This is a genomic window from Pseudoalteromonas sp. 2CM37A, assembly GCF_023161885.1.
Taxonomy (GTDB): domain Bacteria; phylum Pseudomonadota; class Gammaproteobacteria; order Enterobacterales; family Alteromonadaceae; genus Pseudoalteromonas; species Pseudoalteromonas atlantica.
The window spans coordinates 530,173-556,669 of sequence record NZ_JALNTJ010000002.1 but is presented as its reverse complement, the minus strand read 5'-3'; the positions used below and the strand labels follow the sequence as shown (position 1 = coordinate 556,669).

Sequence of the window (26,497 nt, the reverse complement as noted above, 5' to 3'; positions counted from 1 at the left end):
ACCTGCGCTACTTATTACAAAAATAATGGTTTATAGTCGTTTTCTAACTGTTCAAACGATAAGTCACCTATAAATCTGCCAAAGCTTAGCCACGTTGCTAAACCTCGTAAATCTTTAAAATGTGGTGGTACAAATTTTGGACTGTCTATTACACCTAAACTATGTAATTGCGATATAAGTCTAAAATCATCAATAGATATTTTTCCGACCAACAATAATGGCAGCTGATCAATGCGCCCAAGCTGTATAGCAACACGAATTAAGTTATATACCAGCACAAATCCTTTAATGTAAGCAATATCCTTAGTAAAAGGTAAGCCTGTTGCCGTGCTGCCCCTAAAAACACGTTGTGCTAACGTATAGCTTTCATCTTTTGAAAGCCCTTGCGCTAAGTAGTCACGGTATATATCAACAAACTCTGCACCATCAATCACTTTAGTAACTGCTTGAATACGATTTACTAACTTTGATAAACGCCTAGGTGTTGATTTAAGGGTAATTATTTCGGTTAAAACAGCTAAGCCTTCTTGAGTCACTGTTGAACTTGGCGTCCCTTTACTTAAACAGGTTAAATAAGGCTGAGCTAGCCCGTTTTGCGTTGTACCTACGTGTATCCACCCTTCGTGCACTTCTAAAATATCGAGCTCACGCCGGGAGAATTTAACATCTTGATTTAGCTTAATGTTATTTGCACCTGCAGCAGCATCACTGACAATCCCATCGCTGAGCATAACCTCTACATTAATACCCGCCATACTGCTATTCACTTGCTCAGATAAAATACGCACGGCATCACTTGCATTAATATTTTTAGGATCATCAGGCAAAATATCGGCTATTAATAAGTTTTGCAGTGGTTTTTCTAGCATATTGGCAAGTTCTAACAGTGAAGGTTCACCTGCATGAAATAAATCTTTTGGGTGACCAAAAAGCTCTACCGACAAATCATGAAACTCAGGCGTTCCTCTATACTCAAGCATACTGAGCACCGTTTTATACTCGCTACACATTTTACCCATGTATTGAGAAATAGGATTTAGCTGACCTAACTGGTTAATAATATTGCGGTGCAAGTTAGAAAACGCTTGGCGTAATTCGCTGGGGACAAATCCTAAATCTCGTTGCTGGTAATAGGCGCTATCGATTAGCGGATTTTTTTGGCACTTTTGCCTAAAAAACGCCTCTTTGATTTGTTTATCCCAGTTAATGGCATCGAGTATTCTAATGGGTGTTTGTAAAGCAATTAATTGCTCTGACAGTTCGCGAGTTTTAAGCAGTAAAGCCTTGTCTATCATAGTGTAAGCTCAACAAAAAATGAGGCTTGAACATAAGGTAAAACCAGTTAATAGCAAGATTATTTTAGCGCTTTTTAGCCATTGTTTTTACGGTGATCGACCCTCATATATAAAACGTAATAGCTTTAAACAATAAAGGGTTAATGATGAAAAACGAACTCGATAACAAGCAGATCCTCTCTGTGTACGAACGTATTCAGCAGCGCGGTAAACAAAATGATATTGGTAAACATTATCAAGGTGTTACGGCTTACTCTGACATTGACGGCTACACTATTTACTTAGAAGGTAGCGGCGTATTGTTACGCTTTGGGTTTCATAATGCTTATCACCTAGATTATGAGCATGACAAACATAAAGACGACTTTTTAAAAAAACTATACAACATTGCTAATGAGGAATAATGCAGCCAAGACGCATTCGTAAACGCACCACAAACAAGCAAACCACCACGTTTATAAACCAGGTAATTACTGAGCTGCAAGCGCACCCAGAAAAGCTGGAGATAATCCGTCGAAACCTAAATGAATACCGCGAACAGACTCACCTTAAACGCGGTTTTTTGCTGGCTATTGAACGCTTTGACTGGGTGTTTGAGGCCAGTAACGATGTTAATTTTATATGCCAACAAATCTTAGCCGATGATTACATAGGCAATCGCCTTAGACGCTACCCACTATTATTTAAAGGCGTTATTAATAGCGCCTAATTTACACGCCTTTTTTAACCTTAACCCCTCCTCTTATAGCCATTACACACTGCTACTTTTTTAATTAGTACACTAATTAAACATGTAAAATGGTTACGTTTGCTTATTTAAAATACCCTTCGTACTCTAACTATTACCATTCTAACGAATATTTATCTTTTTTATTACTCATACCCCGTAAACAAATCCTTACTATTTTTACCATTTAAAAATTAAAACATAACTCATTGAATATAAGTAATTTTATTAATAAAGACCTGCATATGGCACTACTACAAATTAACCCGTTTTTATTAATAATCCATCTACATCTTGGTATCTGGTTGTTTACTTGCGCCTTGAATTGTTAGAGCTATTACATTAAGCTTATCTTTATTGAACGTTCAATTAATAAAAATTATGCCTAAAGTCGGAATGGAACCTGTCAGGCGTCAGCAGCTAATTGACGCGACCATTGAGTCAGTTGCACAGCGCGGTTTGCAAGGAACAACCATTAACACCATCAGTAAAAATGCAGGTTTATCATCTGGCATTATTAGCCATTACTTTGGTGGCAAGCAGGGGTTAATAGAGGCAACCGTTAGGTATTTGTTATCGAATTTAAAAAATGAATTAATTGAAAAAGTTGAGCCAACCACCAGCGCAATTGAGCGTTTGATGTTTATTGTTGAGGCCAACTTTGCACTTGTTCAACAGCGCAATGACACCACGCGTACGTGGTTAAGTTTTTGGGCGCAGTCAATGCACGATCAAGAACTGCACAGGCTGCAAAATGTAAACAGTAATCGCTTGCAAAGTAATTTAGCATTTTCTTTTAAGCAACTAATGCCCGTAAAGCAAGCAAAACAAGCTGCAGAACTTAGCGCCGCCATGATTGATGGCCTATGGTTAAGAGCAGTATTAAGTCAATCTGACGAAAACCAATTTAAACACAGTGAAACATTAGCAAAAAGCTATGTACATTCACTCATCAAGCAATATGGAGCCTAGCGTGACTACACCTGTCTATCAAAACTTTATAAACGGCCACTTCCTTGCAAACCAAAGTGGTGAAACTTTTGATGTAAAAAACCCAGCCACAGATGAAGTTATTTACTCGGTAGAAGTTGCCGACGAATTTATTCAAAACGCGGCTATCGAAAGTGCAAAACAAGGCTTTGCTCAATGGTCAAAAATGAGCCCAATAGAACGTAGCCGTATTTTATTAAAAGCGGTTGCTTTATTACGTGAGCGTAATGATGAGCTTGCCTTAGTTGAAGTGCTTGATACAGGTAAACCAATGCAAGAAGCTAACTGCGTTGATATAGAAACAGGCGCAGATGTAATTGAATACTTTGCAGGCCTAGCACCAGCGCAAGTTGGCCAGCAGCAAATGGTTGGCGAAGACTTTTACTATACCCGCAAAGAGCCACTAGGCATTTGTGCCGGTATTGGTGCGTGGAACTACCCGCTGCAAATTGCATGTTGGAAATCGGGCCCGGCCCTTGCCGCAGGTAATGCGTTTATTTTTAAACCTTCTGAAGAAACCCCTTTAGGTGCTATTAAACTTGCTGAAGTTTTTGTTGAAGCAGGCGTACCTGCCGGCGTATTTAACGTTGTGCAAGGTGCAGGTGATGTAGGTCAGTGGTTAACCTCTCACAGTGAAATAGACAAAGTGTCGTTTACTGGTGAAGTAGGCACAGGTAAAAAAGTAGTGGCAAGCGCTGCCGGTACATTAAAAGACGTAACAATGGAATTAGGTGGTAAATCACCTTTATTAGTGTTTGAAGATGCCAATATTGAGCAAGCAGTCAGTGCTGCCATGCTAGGTAACTTTTATACGCAAGGCGAAATTTGTACTAACTGTACCCGTATTTATGTTCATAAAAATGTATATCAACAATTTATTGATGAGCTTAAAACACGTACTGAACAAAATATTATTGCCGGCGACCCACAAGATTTAAATACTAACTTTGGTGCATTAATTTCTAAAAAGCATCAAGAATTGGTAATGAGCTACATAGAAAGTGGCTTAGCCGAAGGTGCAACACTACTTACTGGCGGTACAACTCTTTCTCCTGAATCCGCGCCTAATGGCTACTTTGTAGCACCTACGGTATTTACCGATTGCAACGATGACATGACTATTGTTAAAGAAGAAATTTTTGGCCCAGTTATGAGCGTGCTTGTTTTTGAAGACGAAGACGATGTTATCGCCCGTGCAAATGGTACACACCTTGGCTTAGCTGCAGGCGTATTTACTAGCGATATTAAACGTGCGCACCGTGTTATTCACCAATTAGAAGCCGGTATTTGTTGGATTAATGCTTACGGTAATTCACCTGCTGAAATGCCTGTTGGTGGTTACAAGCAATCAGGTATTGGCCGTGAAAATGGCATAGAAACGCTTGATCATTACACGCAAACTAAGTCTATTTATGTCGGCATGGCCGACATAGAAAGCCCGTTTTAAGGTGGCAACTATGAGTAACACTTACGACTATATTATTGTTGGCGCCGGTTCTGCAGGTTGTGTACTTGCAAATCGCTTATCTGAAGATACAAACAATAAAGTGCTATTGCTAGAAACCGGTGGTAGCGATAAAAGTATATTTATAAAAATGCCAACTGCGCTCTCTATTCCTATGAATACAGATAAATACGCATGGCAATTTCACACTCAGCCAGAGCCGTATTTAGATAACCGAGAAATGCACTGCCCACGCGGTAAAGTGTTAGGCGGTTCGTCATCAATTAATGGCATGGTATATGTTCGCGGCCACGCGAAAGATTTTGACGAGTGGCAGCAACACGGTGCTATCGGCTGGGATTATCAGTCGTGCTTACCTTACTTTAAAAAAGCAGAAAGCTTTTATTTAGGTGAAAATGCGCACCGTGGTGGCACAGGCCCGCTTGGCGTTAATAACGGTAACGAAATGCAAAACCCGCTTTACACCACCTTTATTAAAGCAGGTGTAGAAGCAGGGTATGCACACACAGACGACTACAACGCAGCTCAGCAAGAAGGCTTTGGCCCGATGCACATGACAGTTAAAGACGGTGTGCGCAGTTCGGCCTCGCGCGAGTATTTAGACCCAGTAAAATCACGCAGTAACCTAACAGTTATTACAGGTGCTTTAGCACAAAAAGTGATTTTAGAAGGCAAAAAAGCCACAGGCATTGAGTACACAGTAAATGGCACTCTTAAAACGGCGCATTCGACTAAAGACGTTGTATTAAGTGCAGGTCCAATTGGCTCACCCCATATTTTACAGCTTTCGGGTATTGGCGATAAAGCCATACTTGAAGAAGCCGGTGTTGAGGTAAAGCATCACTTACCAGGCGTTGGTCAAAACTTACAAGATCACCTTGAGTTTTACTTTCAGTATAAGTGTAAACAACCTATTACCTTAAACGGTAAATTAGGTCTTATTTCAAAAGGCTTAATTGGCGCTAAATGGCTGCTGACCCGAAAAGGCTTAGGTGCAACAAACCACTTTGAGTCGTGTGCGTTTATTCGCTCAAAACCAGACGTTGAATGGCCAGATATTCAGTACCACTTTTTGCCAGCGGCGATGCGCTACGATGGGCGCAGTGCATTTGCGGGTCATGGTTTTCAGGTGCATGTAGGTCATAACAAACCTAAAAGCCGTGGTAGTGTCACTATTCAATCAGCTAATCCTGAGCAACCGCCGAAAATTTTATTTAACTACTTGCAGCATAAAGACGATATTGAAGGCTTTAGAGCGTGTGTGCGCCTAACTCGCGACATTATTGAACAAAGCGCATTTGATGACTACCGCGATGAAGAAATTCAACCAGGGAAGCACATTCAAACCGACGAAGAAATAGATGCCTTTGTACGCCAAGCAGTAGAAAGTGCCTATCACCCGTCTTGTTCTTGCAAAATGGGCGAAGATGATATGGCCGTGGTTAATTCTAATACCCAAGTTCACGGTATTGAAGGGCTGCGTGTTGTTGACTCGTCAATCTTCCCAACGGTGCCAAATGGTAACTTAAATGCCCCTACAATTATGGTTGCAGAAAAAGCAGCTGATCTAATTTTAGGTAAAACCCCACTTACACAGGCATCGGTAAACGTTGCCATGAGCAGTAACTGGCAAACAACGCAACGTAATAGCGAGATTTAATTAAGCCATAACGTGCCTAACACTATGTAGGGCACGTTCAACTTGCAGTGGCTCACGGCGTAAATTGGTTACGCGGTGTTTGTGCAAGTAATAAAACAAAAACGGAGAACTTATGAGTTACTTTTATTCATTTTGGGAGGGCGATAATGACTATATGGCTTAGTGCTGGCATTATATTTACGCTACTTGCTGTTATTACTATTTTATTTAAATGGGGTAACGTACGCGTAGTAGGCGTAACACCAGTGAGAACGTTTACCTTTATCGCAATCTTATTTACCTCAGGCCTAGACGTTGGCCTAATCATGTTTCCATTAACCGAATTTGCAGGTTATGCAGACATAAAAGCAAGCCCAGAATACGCGTTTGCAAACCCACTGGCTATTGAGTTTGGCTATTGGGGATTCTTGATCTGGGGATTTTACTTTCTTACGTGCTTTTATTTCTGTGTAATAGAGCCCAAAGTTAAATTTTTCGAAATTTCATGGGTTAAGTTCATTAATAACGTAGTTATTATTGGCACATGTGCCTTTACAGCTTACCTACTGCTTTCTAACTTGCCGTGGTACTTACCAGAACTAGGCGATGGTTCGAGCGTTATACCTACCTTCTACTTTATTGTATTTGCAGCTATTTGCTTTGCTGTGTACTCAAGTACAGATATTAAATACGTGCGCTTTTTAAGTATTTCTACAACGTGGTTATTTATCGCATTAATTGCCTTTATGTGGGCTGGTGCCTTTGTCGTTGGTGATAGCGAAATGTCGGCATTTACCAATAACCTTGCTGAAATTGGTACTTACTTTGCCAATATAAATCAGTTTGTTTTACCGCTTAATGACTACCATGAATTTTATCTATTTTGGTGGTTTGCGTGGAGCATTATGATTGGCCAATTTACGTCTCGTTTTGTAGGCGGCCTTAAAACATACCAAGTATTAGGTGCAATGTTGATATTTCCATCTATTCCGATTGCGATTTGGTTTAGCGTACTTTATCACTACCACGAAATGGGTATTTCAACAGCGGGTATTAAAAACTTTGCCATGGTATTTGTTGGGATAGTGTTTGTTATTAATTCGCTTGATTCATTAATACGCTTATACACAGATAACCTTAACTTAACGGTTAAACGTTTAGGTAAAATGAACTATATGATACTCAATATTGTTGCCCTTTCGTTACTAACCCTATTGTTTAAGCTTGAGTTTTTACAAATTCAATGGGTTGGCGCGTTAGTAATTGCACTGTTTTTTGGTTGTGCTGCGTTTATTGGCTACAGCAAATTTAAAACGGTTAACAATATAGACAGTTCGCCAAAAGCAAATAAAATAGATTACACAAAAATAGAAACTGTACATTAGGGATCAACAATGAATAACAAACTAAAACAACTAGCAGTAGCGCTACCTTTCGCACTTTTATCAACTACGGTGTCAGCTAACTGGTCAACAACCATTACAGCAGCATCTGACTATACTTTTAACGGTGTAACACAAACTGATAACGACCCTGCAATTCAAGCAAGCCTTGATTACGCGTTCGACAGCGGTGTGTATGCAGGTGCATGGGCATCTAATGTAGATTTTGGTGATGACACTGATTTTGAACTTGATGCCTACTTAGGTAAATACGTGCAATTAACTGACAAGGTTAGCGCTGATTACGGTATTGCTTATTACACATACCAAGGTAATAACAGCGATGGTAACTACGCCGAAGCCTACACAAAATTTGGCTATGCAAGTGAGTATGGTCAAACAGAGCTAAACTTTTGGTATAGCTGGGATTACTTTGGTACAGGCGCTGGCCATGTTATTTCTATGATTGCCCACACCTTTGAAATTGCCCCAAATCATGCCATTCGTGCAAGCTTTGATATTTCTAATTCGCTTGATGGCGAAAAATGGGCATGGGATGTAAACCAAAAGAAATCATACAAACATTACCGCCTAGCGTACCAAACTAGCTACGAAGGCTTTGGCATTGAGATTGCTGCTGAAGACACAAGCCTAGATTACGATTACGCTGATGAGCGTATAGTACTTGCTATATCACGCACATTCGATTTATAAAAATTGTAGTTGTTAGATTCTACAAACAAAAATGCCACTTTTAAAAGTGGCATTTTTTTTACTAAATTTTAGGACTGTAGCCCTAAAGAACTTAGTTTTATTTAGGGGCAATTTAATACCATAGCCTTAGCCTAAAACCCTACATAAGCTATTAAATTACTTATAATAATATACAGGCTCTAACTTTCTATTTCCCACGCGCTGGTTCCCGCTGCAGATAAGTTAGCGGTATTTTTACGTAAAACTTTGTTACCCACATTGATAGAGGATTCTGGGCGACTAACCAAATAACCTTGTACAGAGCTTACACCCATGCGTTTTACAAGTTCAAACTGCTCAATTTCTTCTACGCCTTCAGCCACTATTTTAAGTCCTAACTTTTGACCTAATTCGCTAATAGTATTAAGGATATCATTGTACTTTGGACTTTTATCGGCTTGAGAGATAAACGAGCGATCTATTTTTATTACATCAATGGGCAAATCAGCCAATGTACTTAATGAACTAAAGCCGGTACCAAAATCGTCAATAGCAATTGTCACACCTTCTGCACGAAGCCGCTCAAGCTCTTCAATCATACTTTTACTGGCTTTAATAAACGTAGACTCTGTTATTTCTAGCATTAAAGAATGCGATGGCAGCCCTGTGTTTTTTAGGTTTTTCATTATCCAATCGTACACTGAGCGGTGCTTTAATTGCACACCCGATACATTAACCGAAATTTTTACTTTGCGCATACCGGCATTATGCCATGCCGCCATTTGCCTACACGACTCATGCATAATCCAATCGCCAAGCTCTAAAATAAGGTTAGACTCCTCGGCAATAGGTATAAACTCCGCCGGTGAAATCATCCCTTCTATAGGATGATCCCAGCGTGTAAGCGCTTCAAAATAATCTATCATGCAATCTTCTACATGCACGATAGGTTGAAACGATAAGTAAAAGTCTTTACACGCAACCGCTAAACGCAACTCTTCTAATAAATAGTGATAGCGGCGCATTTTATTACCCATCTCTGGGGAGTACACTTTAAAAATGCCTTTACCATCGCTTTTTGCACGGTACATTGCCACATCGGCCAATTGCAATAATGCTTGTGGTGTTGATGCGCTCTCTGGGTAGGCAGCTATACCAATACTGGCGCTAATTTTTATTATTTTATTACCTAGTACAAAGTCTTTTTCAAGTTCACTGAGTACGTGCTTAGCAATATCGACCACTTTATTATCGGTATCTACTGACTCAATAAAAATTGAAAATTCGTCACCGCCTAAACGTGATAAATTTTGCTCTAACTGATTCGCCTCGTTAATATTACTTAACTTATGATGGCGTAATACGTTAGCTAGGCGCGTAGCAACCTGCACCAAAATTTCATCACCAAAGCTGTGGCCAAACGAGTCATTTACCTGTTTAAAGCCATCTAGGTCAATAAACAATAAGGCGCATTTAAGCTGCTCTTCGTCAGTAAAATTTATTTGCCTATCTATATGCTCAATATAAGCATGGCGGTCAATGAGCAAAGTTAGCTTATCTTGGCAGATACTTGTTTGTGTTTGCTTTAAATAATTAGCAACATGGGTATTTAAATTGTTTATTGACTGGCTTAAATTGCCCAGCCCTGATGGGTTGTCGTGTTGGGGTTGTAGGTTAAAGGCAACAAGCAATTGATTAGCGTTGTTATTTAGCTGTGCAATTTGATGCTGATAAGAGATTTTTTTACGCTCTTTACGAATAATTGTAAAGCCAACAAACAATACCATACACACCAATATAAAGTTTATTGGCGACGTTAACGTCATTAAAATAAGCTTTGTTGCGTTTGCAGCGATAAATTCCGTGTCGGTAGTTTTAACTAACAAAAAATCGGCAGAAGGCTGGTGTATTAAATAGTGCCCATTGAGCATAGGGTTATACCAAGGCGCCATTTCGAGCGTTGTATCTACAATATCAAAGTGGCGCAAATCTATATCAGGATTGAATAAATTAATGCGGTTAATCTGGTTTGTTAGTTCGATGTTTAAACAAAAGCAAAACAAGATAAATACAAAAAAAATGCTGCCTAAGGGTTTAAATTTATTCATCAACAAAATCCATCTAAATTACTTATCCTATAAACCCGTTACTAAAAGACGATTATATCGCCTGTTTTTAGTACTAAGCAAGCCATAGCACAGTCCTTATTCATTAAAATTTTTAGAACTGTACTCAAAAAGAATAAATTAATGCTTAATAATTAACTAATTATAGAGTGTGATGAATAAAAATAAACCACTTTGTTAAAGTTACATATTTTGGCCTAACAACTTATAGCTGCCATGCATAACTCACTTTTGTAAAAAATGTGCGTTGATCTCTTTCAACGTGTTTTAGAAAATCGTCTTGATAGCTTTTATCTGAGTAGCCTAAATAAAATAATGTTTGAGCATTAATTTTGTACGAGTAAACTAATTGGCTGCCGTAGTCTTTATTAATGTGGCTAACTTGGTAGTAGTAGGCGTCTTTATTTCTATCAATGTCTTCAAATTGCAATATAAGCTTGAGCATAGCGCGCATGCTAAATTTATAATAAAGCCTAAAATCTAATAAGTTAGCAGTATAAACTCGCTCCCCTTGAGGGTTATCTAAAACGCTGTAGTTATGCGTAGCGTCTACTTGCCAATGATCGTTTATATCCCACGTAACTTGCGTTTGCGTTGCATACGAATCGCCAATTTGCTCATTGGCGTAATCAATGCGGCTGCCATACTCACCATAAAATGAAAGCCATATATTATTTTTAGGTTTAAAGCCCGTATAAACAAAGCCAATATTTTGGTTATAAAAAGCATCATTATAGTTTTCATAACGATGCAGTAAGCCAATTTCAAAAATAGACTGCTTTTGCCCTTTTAATGTTATAAACCCTTGGTATTCTTCTTCAAGTAGGTCGCCATTTTGCGCCCATGTTTTATCCCAATCAGCCTCATAAGACCATGACGTTAATAAGCCAGACTCATCTGCATACCAGGTTTGCCCGCCCCCAAAGCCTACGTTCTCATAATCTACTTTTTCTTGATAACCTAAGTCAGTACGATAGTCTTTACCTATGTTTTCATAGCTGGCAAACAAATTGTAATCACGTTTATCACGGGTAAACTCAATAGCGTACGCTTCATCAGATTGAGTTTTAGATAAGTTATAGTTACTTGTTAAAAAATCAGAGTTTTTAGAATCTGTTGTAGCTACCTGGTAGGTCAGTAGATCTGATTGATTAAACCAATAGCTGCCATCGACAGAAAGTACTGTATTGTAGTAATCATCGCTTTCGCGGTGAGTCGTACTTAGCCCTATAGTGCCTTGTTGGCCAATATCGTATTGATAACGCGCTGCTGCTGCATGGGTTTTATCCTCTAAAATTGCAAAACCAGAGCCTTGATTTGTAGGCAATAAAATATTGCTATTATTGTCATCGGCATACATAAATGCATAGCTATGTTGCCCTGTTTTACCTGTTAATTTCGCCCCTACTTCAGGCTCTGCAATAGTGCGGGTATACAATAGTTCAAATAAACTGCTTTTAAAGTAGGATGCGCCATCTAAAAAAAATGGTCGTTTTTCTGCATAATAAATTGAGTACGTGGTATTTACATCAAGGGCTAACGCATCACTTTCTATTTGCGAAAAATCTGGGTTTATAGTGGCATTAATTACCGCATCTTGTGTAACCCCCCAGCGTAAATCAAGGCCAGCTTCGGTGTCTATATCGCCATTATCCCACTGCCCTGGCAAGGTAGCTTTTGAATCATTTCTGAGCGCCGTAAGTGTAGGCGTTAGTTGCAGATTTTTACTGGCTTTTATATTTTTAAAACCATTTAATTTATCAAACTGACATAAACTGCATTTTATATCTCGGTCAAACCCCATATTTGAAAGCTGATACAGTACATCACGTTGGTAATTTCGCATAAGGGCAAAGCCCCATGTTAAATCTGTTTTATTTTCAGGAAATCTTAGCGCTTTAAAAGGTATACGCAGTTCAACCACAAACCCTTGGTCGGTAATTTGCCCTGCGCTATCCCATATTGCATCCCAAGACGGGTCTGATTGCCAGCCATCGGTGTCACTCATCCGCGTATCACCTTGCGCACCCAATGGATTTACATAAAATTCGTAAGCTGAACGCTCGTCGTTAAAAGTGTCAATAATTAAAATAACCGTATCATCTTGCCAAAGCGTATCTCTGTCGCGAAGAGAAGCTGTTATTTCGCTCGGCTGTGGATCTTCGGCTACAAATGCAACATATAAGTGGCTGCCATTTTCATACATGTAAGCATCAGTTTTAACCGGTGGGGCGCCCTTTTCGTTAGGCTCATCTTGAAATGCTATAGGAACTAAAGTGGCATTTTGCCAGTGGGGCTCATCAAGTACGCCATCTACAGTAATATCTGCATTTATATGTACAAGAGAATGCTGCTGTTTTTCACTGGCATAAAGGTGGTTAGAAAATAAAAGTGCTAATAAAAAGGGGAATAAAGCACTGCATTGTTTTTTTATAATTATTAAGTACTGCATAAACATCCATTTAGACGTGTTTACCCTTAAAAGGTAAACTTATTTATGCAGTGTAATTTAAGCCAGTACATTTGTTAATAGTTTGATACTAAAAACAATAGCTTTTTTAACTAATTAATATTAAAGGCTTAATTTAAAAGCTAGGTTTCAATTAATTTAAGCTTATTAGCCACACCATTCCAACTATCGGCATCATTAGGCGCTGGTTTTACCTCAACAATGCGTGGCCACACCAATGCAAGCTCAGCATTAAGCTCGGTAAACTCTTTTTGGTCTTCCGGCAGCTCGTCTTCTTGGTAAATTGCTTCAGCTGGGCACTCTGGTACGCATAATCCACAATCTATGCAATCAATAGGGCTTATTGCTAAAAAGTTAGGGCCTTCGTAAAAGGCATCTGCAGGGCACACCGCCACACAATCTGTGTATTTACACTTAATACAGTTTTCGGTGACCACAAACGCCATAATCGTTTAAACCTAGTAATTAATTATCTACAGCGCGATCATACCCAACCCCATTAAAAACACAATAAATATGTGCCATCTGCGGTCAATTTAACGTAATATATGCGCCCTTAATGTATAGCCATTACGTGCCCTACACTTCTTATTGTGAGCGGATACTATTACCGCTAAGACACCTAAAAGAGATAACAATGATACGTTTAACCGAAATAAAGCTGCCGCTTGATCATAACGAAGACGCTATAGGCCAAGCCATAGTTGATAAACTAAAAATACAGCCAGCGCAGCTACACAGCTACAATGTGTTTAAACGTGGGTACGATGCACGTAAAAAAACGGCTATTTTACTTATTTATACCCTCGATATTGAAGTAGATAACGAAGAAGCGCTGTTAAGCGCATTTGCTAAAGATCAGCACGTAAAACCTGCCCCTGATACCTCATACAAATTTGTTGTCCACGCCCCCGCTAACCTTACTGAGCGCCCTGTAGTAATTGGCTTTGGCCCGTGTGGATTATTTGCGGGCTTAGTGCTGGCTCAAATGGGTTTTAACCCTATTATTTTAGAGCGCGGTAAAGAAGTACGCGAACGTACCAAAGACACCTTTGGCTTTTGGCGTAAACGTACCCTTAATACAGAGTCTAATGTGCAGTTTGGCGAGGGTGGCGCAGGTACATTTTCAGACGGTAAACTATACAGCCAAGTAAAAGATCCAAAACATTACGGGCGTAAAGTTATCACCGAATTTGTAGAAGCCGGCGCACCAGATGAAATTTTATATGTAAGTAAGCCACACATTGGTACGTTTAAACTTGTTACCATGATTGAAAAAATGCGCGCACGTATTATTGAACTTGGTGGTGAAATCCGCTTTAGCACCCGCGTAGACGACATTCATATAGATGATGGACAAGTAACAGGCTTAACGCTTTCAAACGGTGAAAAGCTAAATACCCGCCATGTAGTACTTGCTGTGGGACATAGCGCCCGTGATACCTTTAAAATGATTCACGATAAAGGCATTTATGTAGAAGCTAAACCGTTTTCTGTGGGCTTTAGAATCGAGCACAAGCAATCGATGATTGATGAGTGTCGTTTTGGGCCTAACGCGGGTAACCCCATTTTAGGCTCTGCTGATTATAAACTCGTTCACCATTGTGATAATGGCCGCACGGTTTACAGTTTTTGTATGTGCCCAGGCGGGACTGTTGTAGCCGCCACCTCTGAAGAAGGCCGCGTAGTAACAAACGGTATGAGCCAATACTCTCGGAGTGAGCGCAATGCAAATAGTGCCATTGTAGTAGGTATTACACCTGAAAAAGACTTCCCTGGTCACCCGCTTGCCGGCATTGATTTGCAACGTAAACTAGAAGAGCAAGCCTATGCATTAGGCGGTAGCAACTACGATGCACCAGCACAGTTAATTGGCGACTTTTTAAAAGGAAAAGCATCGGGCGATTTAGGTGATGTACAACCGTCGTTTACACCAGGAATAAAACTCACCGATTTAGCAAATGTACTTCCGCAGTTTGCTATCGATGCAATACGCGAAGCTATTCCAGCCTTTAATAAGCAAATTCGTGGTTTTTCTACAAACGACGGTTTATTAACAGGGGTAGAAACCCGTACATCATCGCCGATTAGTATCAAGCGCGATAAAAGCTTCCAAAGCATAAATACTAAAGGTTTATACCCAGCGGGTGAAGGCGCCGGTTACGCAGGTGGTATTTTATCTGCAGGTATTGATGGTATTAAAGCGGCTGAAGCCGTTGCACTCTCAATGTTAGAAAACGCTTAACCCTTTTAAGTTATTAATCAAAAACCTCACTTAGTGAGGTTTTTTGTTTAAACCTTGAGCTAAATTGAGGCACAAAAAAACCCGAGTAAACCTCAGGTTTTTTAAAAGCGTTACACTTTGTAAGCTTACTTTTTAAGGGTAAGCTTGGCGCCTTTTAAGCTTTTACGCACATTTGAAATACGTGAGCGATTTACCGCACGTGCTTCGCCTGTTGCTTGGCCTGTTGGCTTATTCGTACGGCTACGACGTAAATGCGCTGGTTTTTTACCTATTTTATCAATAAGTACTTCACGGCTACTTACTTCATAACCCTCTAAGTAAACACGTTTGATTTTTTGGCCAATTAACGACTCTATTTCAAACAAGGTGTTTTCTTCTTCGCGGCTTACAAACGAAATTGCTTGGCCTTGATTACCAGCACGACCTGTACGGCCAATGCGATGTACGTAATCTTCTGCAAGCCATGGTAAATCAATATTAATTACTCGTGGTAGGCCTTCAATATCAATACCACGCGCAGCAACTTCGGTAGCCACTAAAACACGTACTTTGCCTTCTTTAAATTCACGAAGTGCGCGTCGGCGGTTACCTTGCGATTTATCACCATGACATACAGTGGCAGGAATACCATCAAGGTTAAGTTCTTTAACCAGCTCATCCGCCGTTTCTTTCATGTTTACAAACACAAGTACCTGTTGCCAGTTCTTTTTACCAATCAGCTCAGAAAGCAGCTCTTGTTTACGGCGCTCTTCAACTGGGTACACAACATGCTGTACCGTACTTGCAGTACTATTAGTTTGATCTACGCGAACAATTTCAGGCTGTTTTAATACTTTTGCTGCAAACTGCTTAATAGCCGCTGGAAAAGTGGCTGAGAAAAGTAAAATTTGGCGCTGCTCGTCACAACTTTTAATAACACTTTGCATATCTTCAATAAAGCCCATATCAAGCATACGGTCGGCTTCATCAAGTACTAAGTGTTTAACACTTGCTAGGCTTAAATTACCTAAACGAATATGATCAAGTAAACGCCCTGGAGTTGCAACTACAACATCTACGCCGTCTTTAAGTGCATTTGCTTGGCCTGCGGTATTAACACCGCCAAATAGGCTCACTACTTTTAAAGCGGTATGTTTTGCATAGGCTTTAAAGTTATTTGCTATTTGCTCTGCCAGCTCACGAGTTGGCGCAAGCACTAACGCGTGCGGAGCATTGCTTGTGCTTAGCTCAGATTCAGTTAATTTTTGGATGATAGGTAAAGCAAACGCAGCCGTTTTACCTGTGCCTGTTTGGGCACTTGCTAAAACGTCTTTACCTTTACGAACAGCCGGAATAGCTGAACGCTGAATGGGCGTAAGGGTGTGGTAATTAAGTTCGTCTAACGCCTGAATAAGTTCAGGGGAAAAACTAAAAGATTTAAAATTCATGCTGTATAACCTGCGGCCACATTTATCAAGGGTCGCAAATTATACAGCAAAAATGAGTCAACAGTTAGTTATAACTTAACTAAAGTGCCTTTTAATGCAACGCCAGCGATAATTGTACCAGCACCGCATTCATATTCCGTGCTACTTACAAACTTACGCTTTTTATAATATGATTGAATATTTACAACTGCGTTCATGCCTTCTTTTATGGCACGCTCTTGTAGTGCTTTTAAAGCACTAAGCATGACCCACTCGCACGCTTCACGATCACTTTTATTAAATGCGTTAGTTTTTTTATTAGTGATCACTTCACCGTATTTACTGCTCTCACTACCGTAGCTTTGATCAGCAAAGTAAAGAGGTACATCTAATAGCGCACTTTTGGCTTTACTGGTTTCTAGCAGTGATTGAATAGGATATTTACCTATATCATCACGTGCTTCAACCGCACTCACTGTTAACAAAGATGTAGCTAATAATAAACTTGTCATTAATTTCATTTTATATTCCTTCTTTTGTATAGAACTTCCATGCAACTCCAAAACCAAACGAGATATTACTATCGTGTTTCACTAAGGGACTACGTTGCTGTTTGCTTTGGGCTAAGTGGTGATATTTAATAAAGCCACCTAGCCAATATTTTTTACTATCTAAATTAAGCCCCAGCGAAATATCGGCGCCAGAATACCCCGACTGAGTATTAAACTTTGAACGTGAATCATGCGTATCTGATGCTGATATACTATAATAATAATTTAAGTAACGACCGTCGGCAAAATTGGCATTTGCTCTTACGCTAGTGGTAATTTCATAAGTTGGGGCAATAAACACCGGGCTTTCATAGTAGATGCTCGGCCCATAACGCCAACCGACGTTAGTCACTGAGCTAAAATCAGTTGCCATAGCTTTACGGGTGAATAAGCCAATATAAAATTGTTCTGCCGCTTGGGGATCACCTTTAAAGTAATAATTTAGCGAAGGTCCAAGTTCAAACACCCAATCTAAATCATCCATGCCTTCTCGAGCTTGGTTATCTGCGCTGTCAACGGCTATACTAACTCCAGCAGATATATCTAGGTGTACATTATCAAAATGCCATAAGTAACCAGTAAAGCTATTGCGGTCCACATCTAACTCATCACTTTGATAACGAACATAAGGCACAGGCATTATGTATTGCTCACTTTGATCTGATCCTAGATAGTGGGGGATATCAGCCACAAACACACCACCGCCTATTTCTAATTTAGATGTAGCAAAACTCAATGGGCTAAATAAACACAAAAATAACACTAACCAAGGCATATTACTCACCTTTAAAGCGTTTAAAAATCAATGAGGTATTAATGCCACCAAATGCAAAGTTATTACTCATTATATAATCGGTATCTATTTCACGGCCATGTTCTGTAATATAATCTAAAGGCGCACACTCATTGTCTACTTCTGTCAAATTAATTGTTGGGGCAAACCAATTATCAGTCATCATATTAATACTAGCCCACGCTTCTATCGCACCACAAGCACCTAAAGTATGACCAAGATAACTTTTTAGTGAACTAATTGGTTTAGCACCTAACGCGTTAAAGGTTGCATGTGTTTCTGCAATGTCACCACGATCTGTTGAAGTACCATGTGCATTAACATAACCAATTTGATCTGCCGATAAGTTTGCATCTTGCAATGCCATTTCAATCGCAACTTGCATCGTCGTTGATGTAGGTTGAGTAACATGTTGTCCATCAGAATTACAGCCAAAACCGACAACTTCAGCCAATATATTTGCCCCTCTAGCTTTAGCATGTTCATACTCTTCAAGTATTAGCGTACCGGCACCTTCTCCTATAACTAAGCCATCACGGTTTTTATCAAATGGCTTGGGAGTTAGCTCTGGATTATCATTTTGTGTACTCGTTGCATACAAAGTATCGAATACCGCAGCCTCTGTAACACACAGCTCTTCAGCTCCTCCAGCTACCATAATTTTTTGACGACCAAACTTAATTGCCTCAAAGGCGTACCCTATCCCTTGTGAACCTGAAGTACACGCAGAGCTTGTGGTAATGACTCGACCTTTAATACCAAAAAAAACACCCACATTTACTGGGGCTGTATGAGCCATCATTTGGATGTAGCTAGTTGCTGTCACTCCATTCATAGAGCCTGTATCCATCATACGACCAAATGGGACTAAAGGAGCCGTTGAGCCAATTGACGAACCATATGAGACACCTGTTGAACCATCGGTCAATGCTGGGTGTTCAAGTAGTTTCGCTTGCTCAAGCGCACGTTCAGTAGCATAAGTAGACATCAATGATACTCGTCCCATTGAACGTACTTTTTTACGAGAGTAATGAGATGGGCGATTAAAATCGATAACAGGAGCTGCGAGTTTAGTATTTAATCCATCTATATAATCCCACTCAGGCATACGCTTGACTGCATTTTTTCCCTGAATTAACGCAGATTTAAAATCCCTCCAGTTATCACCTAAAGCAGTAATCGATGACATCCCCGTTATTACAACTCGCTTCATTACGCCATACCACCATTTACTTGAAGCACTTGACGCGTAATATAGCTAGCCCCATCAGACATTAAAAACGAGACCGCCGCAGCTACCTCTTCAGGATCACCCATTCTATTAGCTGGGATCATTTTTGTCATTTCAGAAATCGGTAGATGGTCGGTCATTCCAGTATCAATCAAACCTGGAGCGACACAGTTAACAGTAATTTTTCGCTTTGCAAGCTCAACCGCAAGTGCTTTAGATGCCCCAATAACGCCTGCCTTTGAAGCACTGTAATTGACCTGACCGCGATTACCTGCCACTCCTGACACTGACGACATTGCAATAATGCGTCCTCCCTTTCGCGTTCTGACCATCGGCATAACAAGTGGATGCAACACATTATAAAAACCATCTAGGTTGGTGTGTACTACACTATCCCACTCTTCATCTGTCATCGCAGGGAATGCAGTGTCTGCAGTGATCCCAGCATTACAAACTACGCCATAAAAAGCACCATGGGTTTCAACGTATTGATCTAAAATTGCTTTTGAACTCGTTCTATCAGCTACATCAAATTGTAAAATATCCACATCTACACCTAACGCAGCAATTTCAGCTTTAACTTGCTCTGCTGCTTCACGACCTGAGCGGCAATGCAGGCTAATATTAAACCCATCTTTAGCTAATTGTAGAGCAACTGCTTTACCAATTCCTTTACTTGAACCAGTCACTAATACTCGTCTTGACATTACATTTGCTCCGCTAAAAATTGCTCTGGGTTTTCAGGTTGAAATACATTAATTTTTGCTTCTACTAACAGGGTATCCACTTGCTTAATACTACAGTCAAAAGCACTTAAGCCATTTGCTTCGCTGTATAATTTTTCTACTCTGATCGTTAATGTGCTATTTAAAGCAAAACGATTACAGTGCATCTTATACTTACGACTACTCACTAAAAAGCCAATTTCGACTTTTGCGCCATTATCAACTTGGTTAGCGTTGGCGTAAGCAGCGATGGCTTGCGCCATATACTCAATACCTACATGGCTTGCGACACTTTGGCTATCTGCATTATAAAAGTTACTCTGGGGTGTAATTGTGACTGAGCAAATTCCAGCTGTTTCATCATAGCTATCTAAACTATCGATCAAAATCATGGGCGCAGTATGAGGTAAAATAGTTTCAATTGGGTACACAGACATCTCTTATAATCCGATTAATACACTAACGTTATTGCCGCCAAAAGCAAATGAGTTGGACAGGCATGTTTTAATTTTTGTTTCGCTCTTCGCCCCTACTGGCACGAGATTAATTGTCGGCAATGCTGGATCCGCTTCGCCATCCCAAATATGCGGGGCAAACTCATCATCGCCAAGTAACAACCAACATAAGCCGATTTCAGTTGCTCCTGCTGCACCTAACGTATGCCCTATCATGCCTTTAGAAGAACTACAGGGTGTACCATTACCAAACACTTCAGCCACTGCAATGGCTTCCATCTCATCATTTTTAGGGGTAGCTGTACCATGCAAATTCACATAATCAACATCACTTGCTTGATAGCCAGCTCGAGTCAGTGCGGCTCGCATAGCCGTTACTGCACCTTCGCCTTGTGGGTGTGGGGCTGACATATGATGCGCATCGCTAGACTCTCCTACGCCGAGCAATTTGACAGTACCTTGTTTTTCAACTATGCATAATGCCGCTGCCTCACCTAAGTTGATACCATCACGGTTTTTACTAGAAGGATTGCTAATGCCAGTAGAAGTTGAGGCCAATGTGGCAAACCCATTAACTGTCATACCGCATAAGCTATCTACGCCACCGACAATTGCAACATCAGCAAGATCCGCTGCAATTAGCTCTTGTGCTGTGGCAAATGCTTTGGCACTCGAAGAACAAGCTGTAGATAATGTCATAGCGGGTCCTTTTACGTCTAAATACAAACTAATAAATTGAGATAAATTGTCCATCTCTTGCTGCTGGTAATGATAATTATGGACAAACTTTCCTTGCTCTAAGTATTGCGCCATGGCTTGTTCACCTTGCGCAATTCCTGAGGTACTAGTGCCTACAATTACTGCAATTCGGTGTTGTTCATATCTCTGTTTTAAATCGTTAACTGGGTTGATTAGCTGCTCTAGTGCTAAAGCGGCTAATTGGTTATTGCGGCTATGAAACTCACAAGGATATTGTACTAATGAAGGCAACACTGCTTGCACAGCACCAACATAAATTGGACCTTCATTAAGTAGTTCATTATTAACAACAATGCCTTCTTGATTTCCTGCTAACAAGTTACGTTTAATTGTTTTATTGTCACAGCCTAATGGGTTAACCATAGCATAATGGCTAATATATAGCGGTTGTTGCATATTAATATTCTTCTAATCTTTCTATTTTTAAGCGATAATTTTGTTCAAATTCTGTCAGTAGAGTGACAGCGCCATTATACGTGATTTCTCGAGCTAATAAGCCATTACGGTAAAACTGCCGTGTTCGAAGTAACATGTTATCAAACTCAATCACCTTACTATCATTACGCATGTTTTGCTCAAGCATCCCCAACGGCCAAAATGCACTTTGCATATCGTAAATAATTTTTTTTCCATCAAGCTCTAAACCTAACGTATTCTCGGTGGTAAGTTCATGAGTTTGAGTATCAAATTGCAGCTGTGTAACCGGCACCCCTTCAAAAGTGAGAGCAACAACTGTGATTGATAATTTTGAAAACTCGGTTGATACCAATATTGACTCATCAACAATGCCGGAAAACTGAAATCTTTCGAGCCAACCTTTTTCAATCAACGGTGTGGGGATTGGCATATAATTAAACATTGCTCTTGCCATATGATTTGCTGCCATTTGTTGACATCCAGCTATAAATAGCACACATAATGGCAACAGCGTTTTTCTATATAATCTCAACATCAGCAGCACCATTAAGCAACACTATCATTATTATCTGGCTCGCAAATTTGTTCTAAAATCTTTAATCCACGCTTGGTATTTTTTACAAATGGGTTACTTTTATCCCAAGCGTACCCCGCTAAGATTGAGCACACCATCTCTTTTACATCTGGTTGACCATCAGCAAAAAAGATCACTGATTGCAAACTCGTGTCGTACCATGAATTCACAAAGTATTTAAATACTTCGATCCCTTCCCTTAGTGGCTCTTCATACTGAACTTGCCAATCAATTGCTTCACCTTGAAGCTGTTTCACCACCAACTCGGACGCTTGAACAGCAGATTTTAACGCAATTGTGACACCAGATGAAAATATGGGGTCTAAAAACTCACCAGCATTACCTAATAATGCGAACTTATCACCGTGTAACGTTTTTACATTCGCTGAATAGCCACCAATCGTGCGAACAGGTGCAATAATTTTAGCATCTGTCAATAAAGCACTTAGATTGTCATCAGCACGAATAAAGTCTGAGAGTGTTTGTTCAAGTGTTTGATTTGGTCTTTCGATTTGTGCTGTTTCACCGACAACCCCTACACTAACTGTGCTATCACTAAAAGGAATCACCCAGTACCATACATCTGGAATCATAGGGTGAACGGTGATCAGTATCTTATTGCGGTCGAACTGTGTGCTATCAATATTATCTTTAAAATGTGTAAATACAGCCTTACGAGGAGTGAGTACACTCGGCTCTTCTAAATCCAATAAGCGCGGAAGTACACGGCCAAACCCGCTGCCATCTAAGGTAAATTTTGCAGAAATGATGCTTTCTTCTTTCGTTTTTAAATCAATTATATTTGTGTAAGTAGTCTTTTCATCACTTTTAAAGCCAGTTACCTGCTGTCCAAAGAGGATTGTAGCTCCTTGTTTAACTGCTTCTTGCGCTAATAAATTATCAAACGCAGCTCGTTTAACCTGATATGTTGTACTTGGCCCATCACTGAATTTTTCTTCAAAATTAAAGTTAGTATGGTGGCCATTACGATAAAATGCGGCGCCATTTTTGAATTGAAACCCAAGCTCATCAGCATTGTCTAGCAGTACATCAAGCATATTGGCTTTAGCTAAGAATTCCATTGTTTGCGGTAATAAACTTTCACCAATTGAAAAGCGAGGGAATTCATCCCGCTCAATGAGGCAGACACTTAAACCATGTTGCATTAACAAACACGCTGCGACTGTCCCCGAAGGGCCTGCCCCTATAATAGTTACATCATAATCTGTTGATATCATTAAATATTCCTTTTTGATACTAAAGCAAGGCGTGGCGCGAGCAAAAACACCACTGTTACACCAATAAATACTGTAAAACCAAATTGCCTAACTGCAGGCGTTGAACTAACGATTAATATTGCGAATACAAATAATGAACTTGCTGCTGATACAAAGGTGGTTAGTGTTATTTTTTTACTTAGGCCATGTTCGGCATAAAAAATACAATAATCTAGGCCTAGGGCTAAAATAAGGATCCCAGCAACATAATTAAATACGGTCAAACTTCCATAAAACCAAGTGCTTACTATAAGTGCAATTAGTATTGCAATTAGTGGGCGTGTCATTGCAATAAAAGCATTTAATAGCCCGTAGCGCAGCCAAAAAATTATCATCGCCGCAGCTAAGGAAAATGCATAGATTAAAACTAATTGCTGTCTAAATTGCTTTATTTGCTTGCTTACATCAGCTACTTTATCAATAAAAAAAACATTAGGATTACTGTTAGCTAAGGTTTTAAGCCTGCTGGAATTTTTTACCCTCTTTAACTTAATCACACTGTAATAACGGTCTAGCGATTGCAACCATTGATTGGTAAATAAAAGTCCCACTTGGCTATCTTGCCATGTGGCAAAGTCAAGCTGTTGATAATCATCAAATAGAATATCTGATGAATCATAGCCGAGCACTAAGTTTAACTGTGTAAAATCCCCGCGATTAACTGCTCGAGTTAGCAATTGTTGATTACTCTTTTGCATGGATATTGACGGTAGCCATTGGCTGATACTGGAATACGCTGCAATCTCTTTGTTTGCTTGTAATTGCTCAAGCTGTGGTAAAAGTTGCTCCATCTGCCTAAGCACCTGCTGCTCGCTGCCACTGGCTATCAACAGGTATGAACTGTCCCATTGCGCTGCTAATAAATCGCTGATTGTTTGTTGCTGAGTGATTAAATCATGAGGAACTTTGTAGAAATGTCGTGGATCATCATCATTATCTAAAAACATTAAGCCAAATAATGCGACTATGATGAATAGCACTTGCCAACGCATCGCCAGCTTATTAGTAAGCCACGTTTGCTGTAGGTTATGCAATCCAGTAATAACGTTCGGCACCTGCATAGCGCTTTTAGCTTTTAATAGCATTAAACTTGGGTAGAGTAGCAATACACATAATAAAGCCCCCAGCAGCCCTGCCATGGTGAAGACCGCAATTTGTTTAAATAATATTAATGGCGTAAACACCAGTATTAAATATCCGGCAGTAGTTGTCAGAAAACCTAATAACAATGAACTACGAATATTGTGCAATGGGTTTGCTATTTTAGCTTGAGAAAAACGCAATTCACTTAGGGCATGAAAACTATAATCGGCTGCTATACCAATTAACGTCACTGCAAACACTAACGTTAAAACATTGACCTCAGAAAACAATAATCGCAGTGCAGTGTAGCCATAAATCATACTGACTAAAACGACGAATAACGTGCAGAACACACTCAATACACTTCGGTAGATAACCATGATCAATAACAAGGTTGCGAGTACAGAAATCCCCCCAAAAAGGGCCATTTCACTTTGGGCGCTGGAGCTTGCACTCGCAGTAAAAAAAGCAGCCCCAGTGGCCAAGTAATCCACACCTGTATCTTGTGTTAATGCTTGCTGTTTAAGAGAAGCGACGTTTGCTGCAATCTTTTTCGCAACATTTAAATCTAAACCCGTGCCATTACTCATAAAGTTTACGAGTACATAATAGCGAACCTGCTCTACAGCCTCGCTTTTAGTCGCAATTAAAAAGCCATCATAGTTTTTAAGTTGCGCTGAAGGTAATCGTTGTTGATTAAAAAAGTCGGCTAGGGCTAAGGTTTTGTCGCTTTGCAAAGTAGCTGCAACCCAAGGCGACGCCACGTCATTAAGGAGGTTAAATTGGTAATTGAATAAGCGTTGACTATCGTTTGCTTGCAACAAGTATCGATATTGCTCACTGATAAAAGCATGCGGATAATTAAGGTAATCACGCACTATTGAGTCAAGTTTGGGTAAAGCATCAAACTTTACATTGACAGCAATACCCGTAATTTCATTTAACGACTTAGCCGCTCTCTGGGCATACTTAATTGCCGTGGCTTTATCTTGATGACCCACTAATAAAAGATGCTGACGTAATTGCTGTTGTTCTAATTGGTCGATAACGAGTTGTATTTCTGGATCTTGTTCTACGCTAAATATTTGATTGAGATCAGCAACAATCGTAAATGACTTAAATAGCCATAAATAAGTCAAACCCGCTAATATAACAGCAAACTGTATGCACCATACAACGAGCTTAGTGCGTGAGCTTAATGGCTTCCATGTCACCTTGACTAAGCTCCTTAGTGGTTATTTTCATAATAATATTGGTATGATTATTCTGTTGGTCGGTTATCACTATCTCACGTTGGCTATCACCTTCTCGGCACAGTTTTACTTGCTTAAACATCTTTGCTACTTCAATTAAAGTTGGCACTAATTGGTAACAACCAGTTTGATCTTCAGTGGTTATTTGCCAATCAGAGTTCTTGATCTGGCCACTTAATAAGTTAGCTAATAGCTGGTTTATTTGTTTATCTTGGGTCAGTACTTGATAATCTTGGTCAGTATCAGTACGCCGATAAATTCCACTAGTTAAAAGCAGTAGCTCACTTTTTACAGGCAAAAGTGTATGCCAATAAACTTGTCGCTCGAAAATAACAAACTCACCTTGTGACTTAATGGCCCGTTTTAAAAAGGTGAAATGCTTTGCTTGGCTAAACTCTCCTTTACCTTGCTTAACTTCAAACTCACTGAAATCACTTTGTGCAAAACAGTTAGTTGCCAAGCAAACGAATAACACCGCTACTAGCCATATAGTACAGCAAATGTTACTCAACATATGTACGTACTTTATCGATAAGTACAGCGGGAGATTCAAACTGTAATTCTTGGTTTTGTAAATCTAAGGCGACTTGAATTGTATGGGCTTTAGTCAACACCTTCTGGCTGTCTAAACATTCAATTTTATATTCGATTTTGAGCCGTGTTTCGTACTCAACCAAACTCGCATGAATGCGTATGTGCGAACCAAACACGGCCGATGCAACATACTTTAGACGCATATCAACAATCGGCCACATATAACCTGAGTGTTCCATCGCATTGTAATTATAGCCAATTTTGTCAAGTAATACGCACCGAGCATCTTCTATGTATTTAACATAGTTCCCATGCCAAACAATGCGCATAGGATCTAAATCATAAAATGGCACCACCATGTCAACATGGGCAGTTACTATTGCGTTGGATTTTTTCATCTTATACCT

Annotated in this window: 24 protein-coding genes; 8 read left to right on the top strand and 16 right to left on the bottom strand. The window is 39.8% G+C overall.

Annotation, left to right across the window (positions count from 1 at the left end):
- Positions 1-14: 14 nt before the first annotated feature.
- On the bottom strand, positions 15-1,295 hold the full coding sequence (locus MTF68_RS06175) for a flavohemoglobin expression-modulating QEGLA motif protein (protein WP_248462001.1): 1,281 nt from the start codon (positions 1,293-1,295) through the stop codon (positions 15-17).
- Between the two features lie 146 nt (positions 1,296-1,441).
- Between MTF68_RS06175 and MTF68_RS06170 the strand changes: the two genes are divergently transcribed.
- From MTF68_RS06170 to MTF68_RS06140, 7 genes are all read left to right on the top strand, one after another.
- Positions 1,442-1,699, top strand: a complete 258-nt coding sequence (locus tag MTF68_RS06170) for a DUF3081 domain-containing protein (RefSeq protein WP_024031788.1) — start codon at positions 1,442-1,444, stop codon at positions 1,697-1,699.
- Positions 1,699-2,004 (top strand): hypothetical protein, encoded by a 306-nt coding sequence (locus MTF68_RS06165; RefSeq protein ID WP_004586449.1) that lies wholly within the window; start codon positions 1,699-1,701, stop codon positions 2,002-2,004. The genes MTF68_RS06170 and MTF68_RS06165 overlap by 1 nt, the downstream gene beginning before the upstream one ends.
- Positions 2,005-2,418: 414 nt before the next feature.
- Entirely contained in the window at positions 2,419-2,994 is a 576-nt protein-coding gene (gene betI, locus MTF68_RS06160; protein WP_024031790.1) for a transcriptional regulator BetI, read from the top strand.
- Between the two features lies 1 nt (position 2,995).
- Positions 2,996-4,459 (top strand): betaine-aldehyde dehydrogenase, encoded by a 1,464-nt coding sequence (betB, locus tag MTF68_RS06155; RefSeq protein WP_248443520.1) that lies wholly within the window; start codon positions 2,996-2,998, stop codon positions 4,457-4,459.
- A gap of 10 nt (positions 4,460-4,469) precedes the next feature.
- Positions 4,470-6,137: a choline dehydrogenase gene (gene betA, locus MTF68_RS06150; protein WP_248462000.1), complete on the top strand. Its 1,668-nt coding sequence runs from the start codon at positions 4,470-4,472 to the stop codon at positions 6,135-6,137.
- Between the two features lie 146 nt (positions 6,138-6,283).
- Positions 6,284-7,501, top strand: a complete 1,218-nt coding sequence (locus MTF68_RS06145) for a BCCT family transporter (protein WP_004586453.1) — start codon at positions 6,284-6,286, stop codon at positions 7,499-7,501.
- Positions 7,502-7,510: 9 nt separating this feature from the next.
- Positions 7,511-8,212 carry a TorF family putative porin gene (locus MTF68_RS06140; RefSeq protein ID WP_248461999.1) on the top strand — a complete coding sequence of 234 codons (702 nt, stop codon included), beginning with the start codon at positions 7,511-7,513 and terminating at the stop codon, positions 8,210-8,212.
- Positions 8,213-8,391: 179 nt separating this feature from the next.
- On the opposite strand, the gene MTF68_RS06135 is transcribed toward MTF68_RS06140, so the two are convergent.
- The 3 genes from MTF68_RS06135 to fdxA all read right to left on the bottom strand — a co-directional run bounded on the left by MTF68_RS06135 (position 8,392) and on the right by fdxA (position 13,233).
- Positions 8,392-10,299, bottom strand: a complete 1,908-nt coding sequence (locus MTF68_RS06135) for a GGDEF domain-containing phosphodiesterase (RefSeq protein WP_248443518.1) — start codon at positions 10,297-10,299, stop codon at positions 8,392-8,394.
- Positions 10,300-10,522: 223 nt separating this feature from the next.
- Entirely contained in the window at positions 10,523-12,769 is a 2,247-nt protein-coding gene (locus tag MTF68_RS06130; RefSeq protein ID WP_248461998.1) for a DUF5916 domain-containing protein, read from the bottom strand.
- A gap of 140 nt (positions 12,770-12,909) precedes the next feature.
- The gene (gene fdxA / locus MTF68_RS06125; protein ID WP_024031795.1) at positions 12,910-13,233 is read right to left on the bottom strand and encodes a ferredoxin FdxA; all 324 of its coding nucleotides are present in this window, start codon (positions 13,231-13,233) and stop codon (positions 12,910-12,912) included.
- Positions 13,234-13,424: 191 nt separating this feature from the next.
- Here fdxA and MTF68_RS06120 point away from each other — a divergent pair, with 191 nt between their 5' ends.
- On the top strand, positions 13,425-15,032 hold the full coding sequence (locus tag MTF68_RS06120) for an NAD(P)/FAD-dependent oxidoreductase (RefSeq protein WP_248461997.1): 1,608 nt from the start codon (positions 13,425-13,427) through the stop codon (positions 15,030-15,032).
- Positions 15,033-15,157: 125 nt separating this feature from the next.
- Here the strand turns inward: MTF68_RS06120 and MTF68_RS06115 are convergent, their stop codons facing one another.
- From MTF68_RS06115 to MTF68_RS06060, 12 genes are all read right to left on the bottom strand, one after another.
- Positions 15,158-16,459 carry a DEAD/DEAH box helicase gene (locus MTF68_RS06115; RefSeq protein WP_004586461.1) on the bottom strand — a complete coding sequence of 434 codons (1,302 nt, stop codon included), beginning with the start codon at positions 16,457-16,459 and terminating at the stop codon, positions 15,158-15,160.
- Positions 16,460-16,527: 68 nt separating this feature from the next.
- Positions 16,528-16,959, bottom strand: coding sequence for an excinuclease ABC subunit A (locus tag MTF68_RS06110; RefSeq protein ID WP_096042945.1), 432 nt, complete (start codon positions 16,957-16,959; stop codon positions 16,528-16,530).
- Between the two features lies 1 nt (position 16,960).
- The gene (locus tag MTF68_RS06105) at positions 16,961-17,764 is read right to left on the bottom strand and encodes a MipA/OmpV family protein (protein WP_082430525.1); all 804 of its coding nucleotides are present in this window, start codon (positions 17,762-17,764) and stop codon (positions 16,961-16,963) included.
- A gap of 1 nt (position 17,765) precedes the next feature.
- Positions 17,766-18,995 (bottom strand): beta-ketoacyl-ACP synthase, encoded by a 1,230-nt coding sequence (locus MTF68_RS06100; protein WP_248461996.1) that lies wholly within the window; start codon positions 18,993-18,995, stop codon positions 17,766-17,768.
- Positions 18,995-19,720, bottom strand: a complete 726-nt coding sequence (gene fabG / locus MTF68_RS06095; protein ID WP_248461995.1) for a 3-oxoacyl-ACP reductase FabG — start codon at positions 19,718-19,720, stop codon at positions 18,995-18,997. Before fabG ends, MTF68_RS06100 begins: the two co-directional genes overlap by 1 nt.
- A complete protein-coding gene (locus MTF68_RS06090; protein WP_055019093.1) occupies positions 19,720-20,175 on the bottom strand; it encodes a hypothetical protein in 456 nt (151 codons plus the stop codon). Before MTF68_RS06090 ends, fabG begins: the two co-directional genes overlap by 1 nt.
- A gap of 3 nt (positions 20,176-20,178) precedes the next feature.
- Positions 20,179-21,348: a beta-ketoacyl-[acyl-carrier-protein] synthase family protein gene (locus MTF68_RS06085; protein ID WP_248461994.1), complete on the bottom strand. Its 1,170-nt coding sequence runs from the start codon at positions 21,346-21,348 to the stop codon at positions 20,179-20,181.
- A 1-nt stretch (position 21,349) separates the two neighbouring features.
- Entirely contained in the window at positions 21,350-21,838 is a 489-nt protein-coding gene (locus MTF68_RS06080) for a DUF3261 domain-containing protein (RefSeq protein ID WP_248461993.1), read from the bottom strand.
- A gap of 77 nt (positions 21,839-21,915) precedes the next feature.
- Positions 21,916-23,181 carry an NAD(P)/FAD-dependent oxidoreductase gene (locus MTF68_RS06075; protein WP_248450271.1) on the bottom strand — a complete coding sequence of 422 codons (1,266 nt, stop codon included), beginning with the start codon at positions 23,179-23,181 and terminating at the stop codon, positions 21,916-21,918.
- Positions 23,181-25,517, bottom strand: a complete 2,337-nt coding sequence (locus tag MTF68_RS06070) for an MMPL family transporter (RefSeq protein ID WP_248461992.1) — start codon at positions 25,515-25,517, stop codon at positions 23,181-23,183. Before MTF68_RS06070 ends, MTF68_RS06075 begins: the two co-directional genes overlap by 1 nt.
- The gene (locus MTF68_RS06065) at positions 25,486-26,070 is read right to left on the bottom strand and encodes a hypothetical protein (protein WP_248461991.1); all 585 of its coding nucleotides are present in this window, start codon (positions 26,068-26,070) and stop codon (positions 25,486-25,488) included. Before MTF68_RS06065 ends, MTF68_RS06070 begins: the two co-directional genes overlap by 32 nt.
- Entirely contained in the window at positions 26,060-26,488 is a 429-nt protein-coding gene (locus MTF68_RS06060) for an acyl-CoA thioesterase (RefSeq protein WP_248450276.1), read from the bottom strand. Before MTF68_RS06060 ends, MTF68_RS06065 begins: the two co-directional genes overlap by 11 nt.
- Between the last annotated feature and the right edge of the window lie 9 nt (positions 26,489-26,497).

Excerpts from the sequence above, each read along its gene's own strand:
- MTF68_RS06100 (WP_248461996.1), bottom strand. The coding sequence starts at position 18,995 with ATGAAGCGAGTTGTAATAACGGGGATGTCATCGATTACTGCTTTAGGT.
- MTF68_RS06090 (WP_055019093.1), bottom strand. The coding sequence starts at position 20,175 with ATGTCTGTGTACCCAATTGAAACTATTTTACCTCATACTGCGCCCATG.
- betI (WP_024031790.1), top strand. The coding sequence starts at position 2,419 with ATGGAACCTGTCAGGCGTCAGCAGCTAATTGACGCGACCATTGAGTCA.
- MTF68_RS06120 (WP_248461997.1), top strand. The coding sequence starts at position 13,425 with ATGATACGTTTAACCGAAATAAAGCTGCCGCTTGATCATAACGAAGAC.
- MTF68_RS06130 (WP_248461998.1), bottom strand. The coding sequence starts at position 12,769 with ATGCAGTACTTAATAATTATAAAAAAACAATGCAGTGCTTTATTCCCC.
- fdxA (WP_024031795.1), bottom strand. The coding sequence starts at position 13,233 with ATGGCGTTTGTGGTCACCGAAAACTGTATTAAGTGTAAATACACAGAT.
- MTF68_RS06060 (WP_248450276.1), bottom strand. The coding sequence starts at position 26,488 with ATGAAAAAATCCAACGCAATAGTAACTGCCCATGTTGACATGGTGGTG.
- MTF68_RS06065 (WP_248461991.1), bottom strand. The coding sequence starts at position 26,070 with ATGTTGAGTAACATTTGCTGTACTATATGGCTAGTAGCGGTGTTATTC.
- MTF68_RS06110 (WP_096042945.1), bottom strand. The coding sequence starts at position 16,959 with ATGAAATTAATGACAAGTTTATTATTAGCTACATCTTTGTTAACAGTG.
- MTF68_RS06135 (WP_248443518.1), bottom strand. The coding sequence starts at position 10,299 with ATGAATAAATTTAAACCCTTAGGCAGCATTTTTTTTGTATTTATCTTG.
- MTF68_RS06105 (WP_082430525.1), bottom strand. The coding sequence starts at position 17,764 with ATGCCTTGGTTAGTGTTATTTTTGTGTTTATTTAGCCCATTGAGTTTT.
- betA (WP_248462000.1), top strand. The coding sequence starts at position 4,470 with ATGAGTAACACTTACGACTATATTATTGTTGGCGCCGGTTCTGCAGGT.
- MTF68_RS06165 (WP_004586449.1), top strand. The coding sequence starts at position 1,699 with ATGCAGCCAAGACGCATTCGTAAACGCACCACAAACAAGCAAACCACC.
- MTF68_RS06115 (WP_004586461.1), bottom strand. The coding sequence starts at position 16,459 with ATGAATTTTAAATCTTTTAGTTTTTCCCCTGAACTTATTCAGGCGTTA.
- MTF68_RS06080 (WP_248461993.1), bottom strand. The coding sequence starts at position 21,838 with ATGGCAGCAAATCATATGGCAAGAGCAATGTTTAATTATATGCCAATC.
- fabG (WP_248461995.1), bottom strand. The coding sequence starts at position 19,720 with ATGTCAAGACGAGTATTAGTGACTGGTTCAAGTAAAGGAATTGGTAAA.
- MTF68_RS06175 (WP_248462001.1), bottom strand. The coding sequence starts at position 1,295 with ATGATAGACAAGGCTTTACTGCTTAAAACTCGCGAACTGTCAGAGCAA.
- MTF68_RS06140 (WP_248461999.1), top strand. The coding sequence starts at position 7,511 with ATGAATAACAAACTAAAACAACTAGCAGTAGCGCTACCTTTCGCACTT.
- MTF68_RS06145 (WP_004586453.1), top strand. The coding sequence starts at position 6,284 with ATGACTATATGGCTTAGTGCTGGCATTATATTTACGCTACTTGCTGTT.
- MTF68_RS06075 (WP_248450271.1), bottom strand. The coding sequence starts at position 23,181 with ATGATATCAACAGATTATGATGTAACTATTATAGGGGCAGGCCCTTCG.
- MTF68_RS06085 (WP_248461994.1), bottom strand. The coding sequence starts at position 21,348 with ATGCAACAACCGCTATATATTAGCCATTATGCTATGGTTAACCCATTA.
- MTF68_RS06170 (WP_024031788.1), top strand. The coding sequence starts at position 1,442 with ATGAAAAACGAACTCGATAACAAGCAGATCCTCTCTGTGTACGAACGT.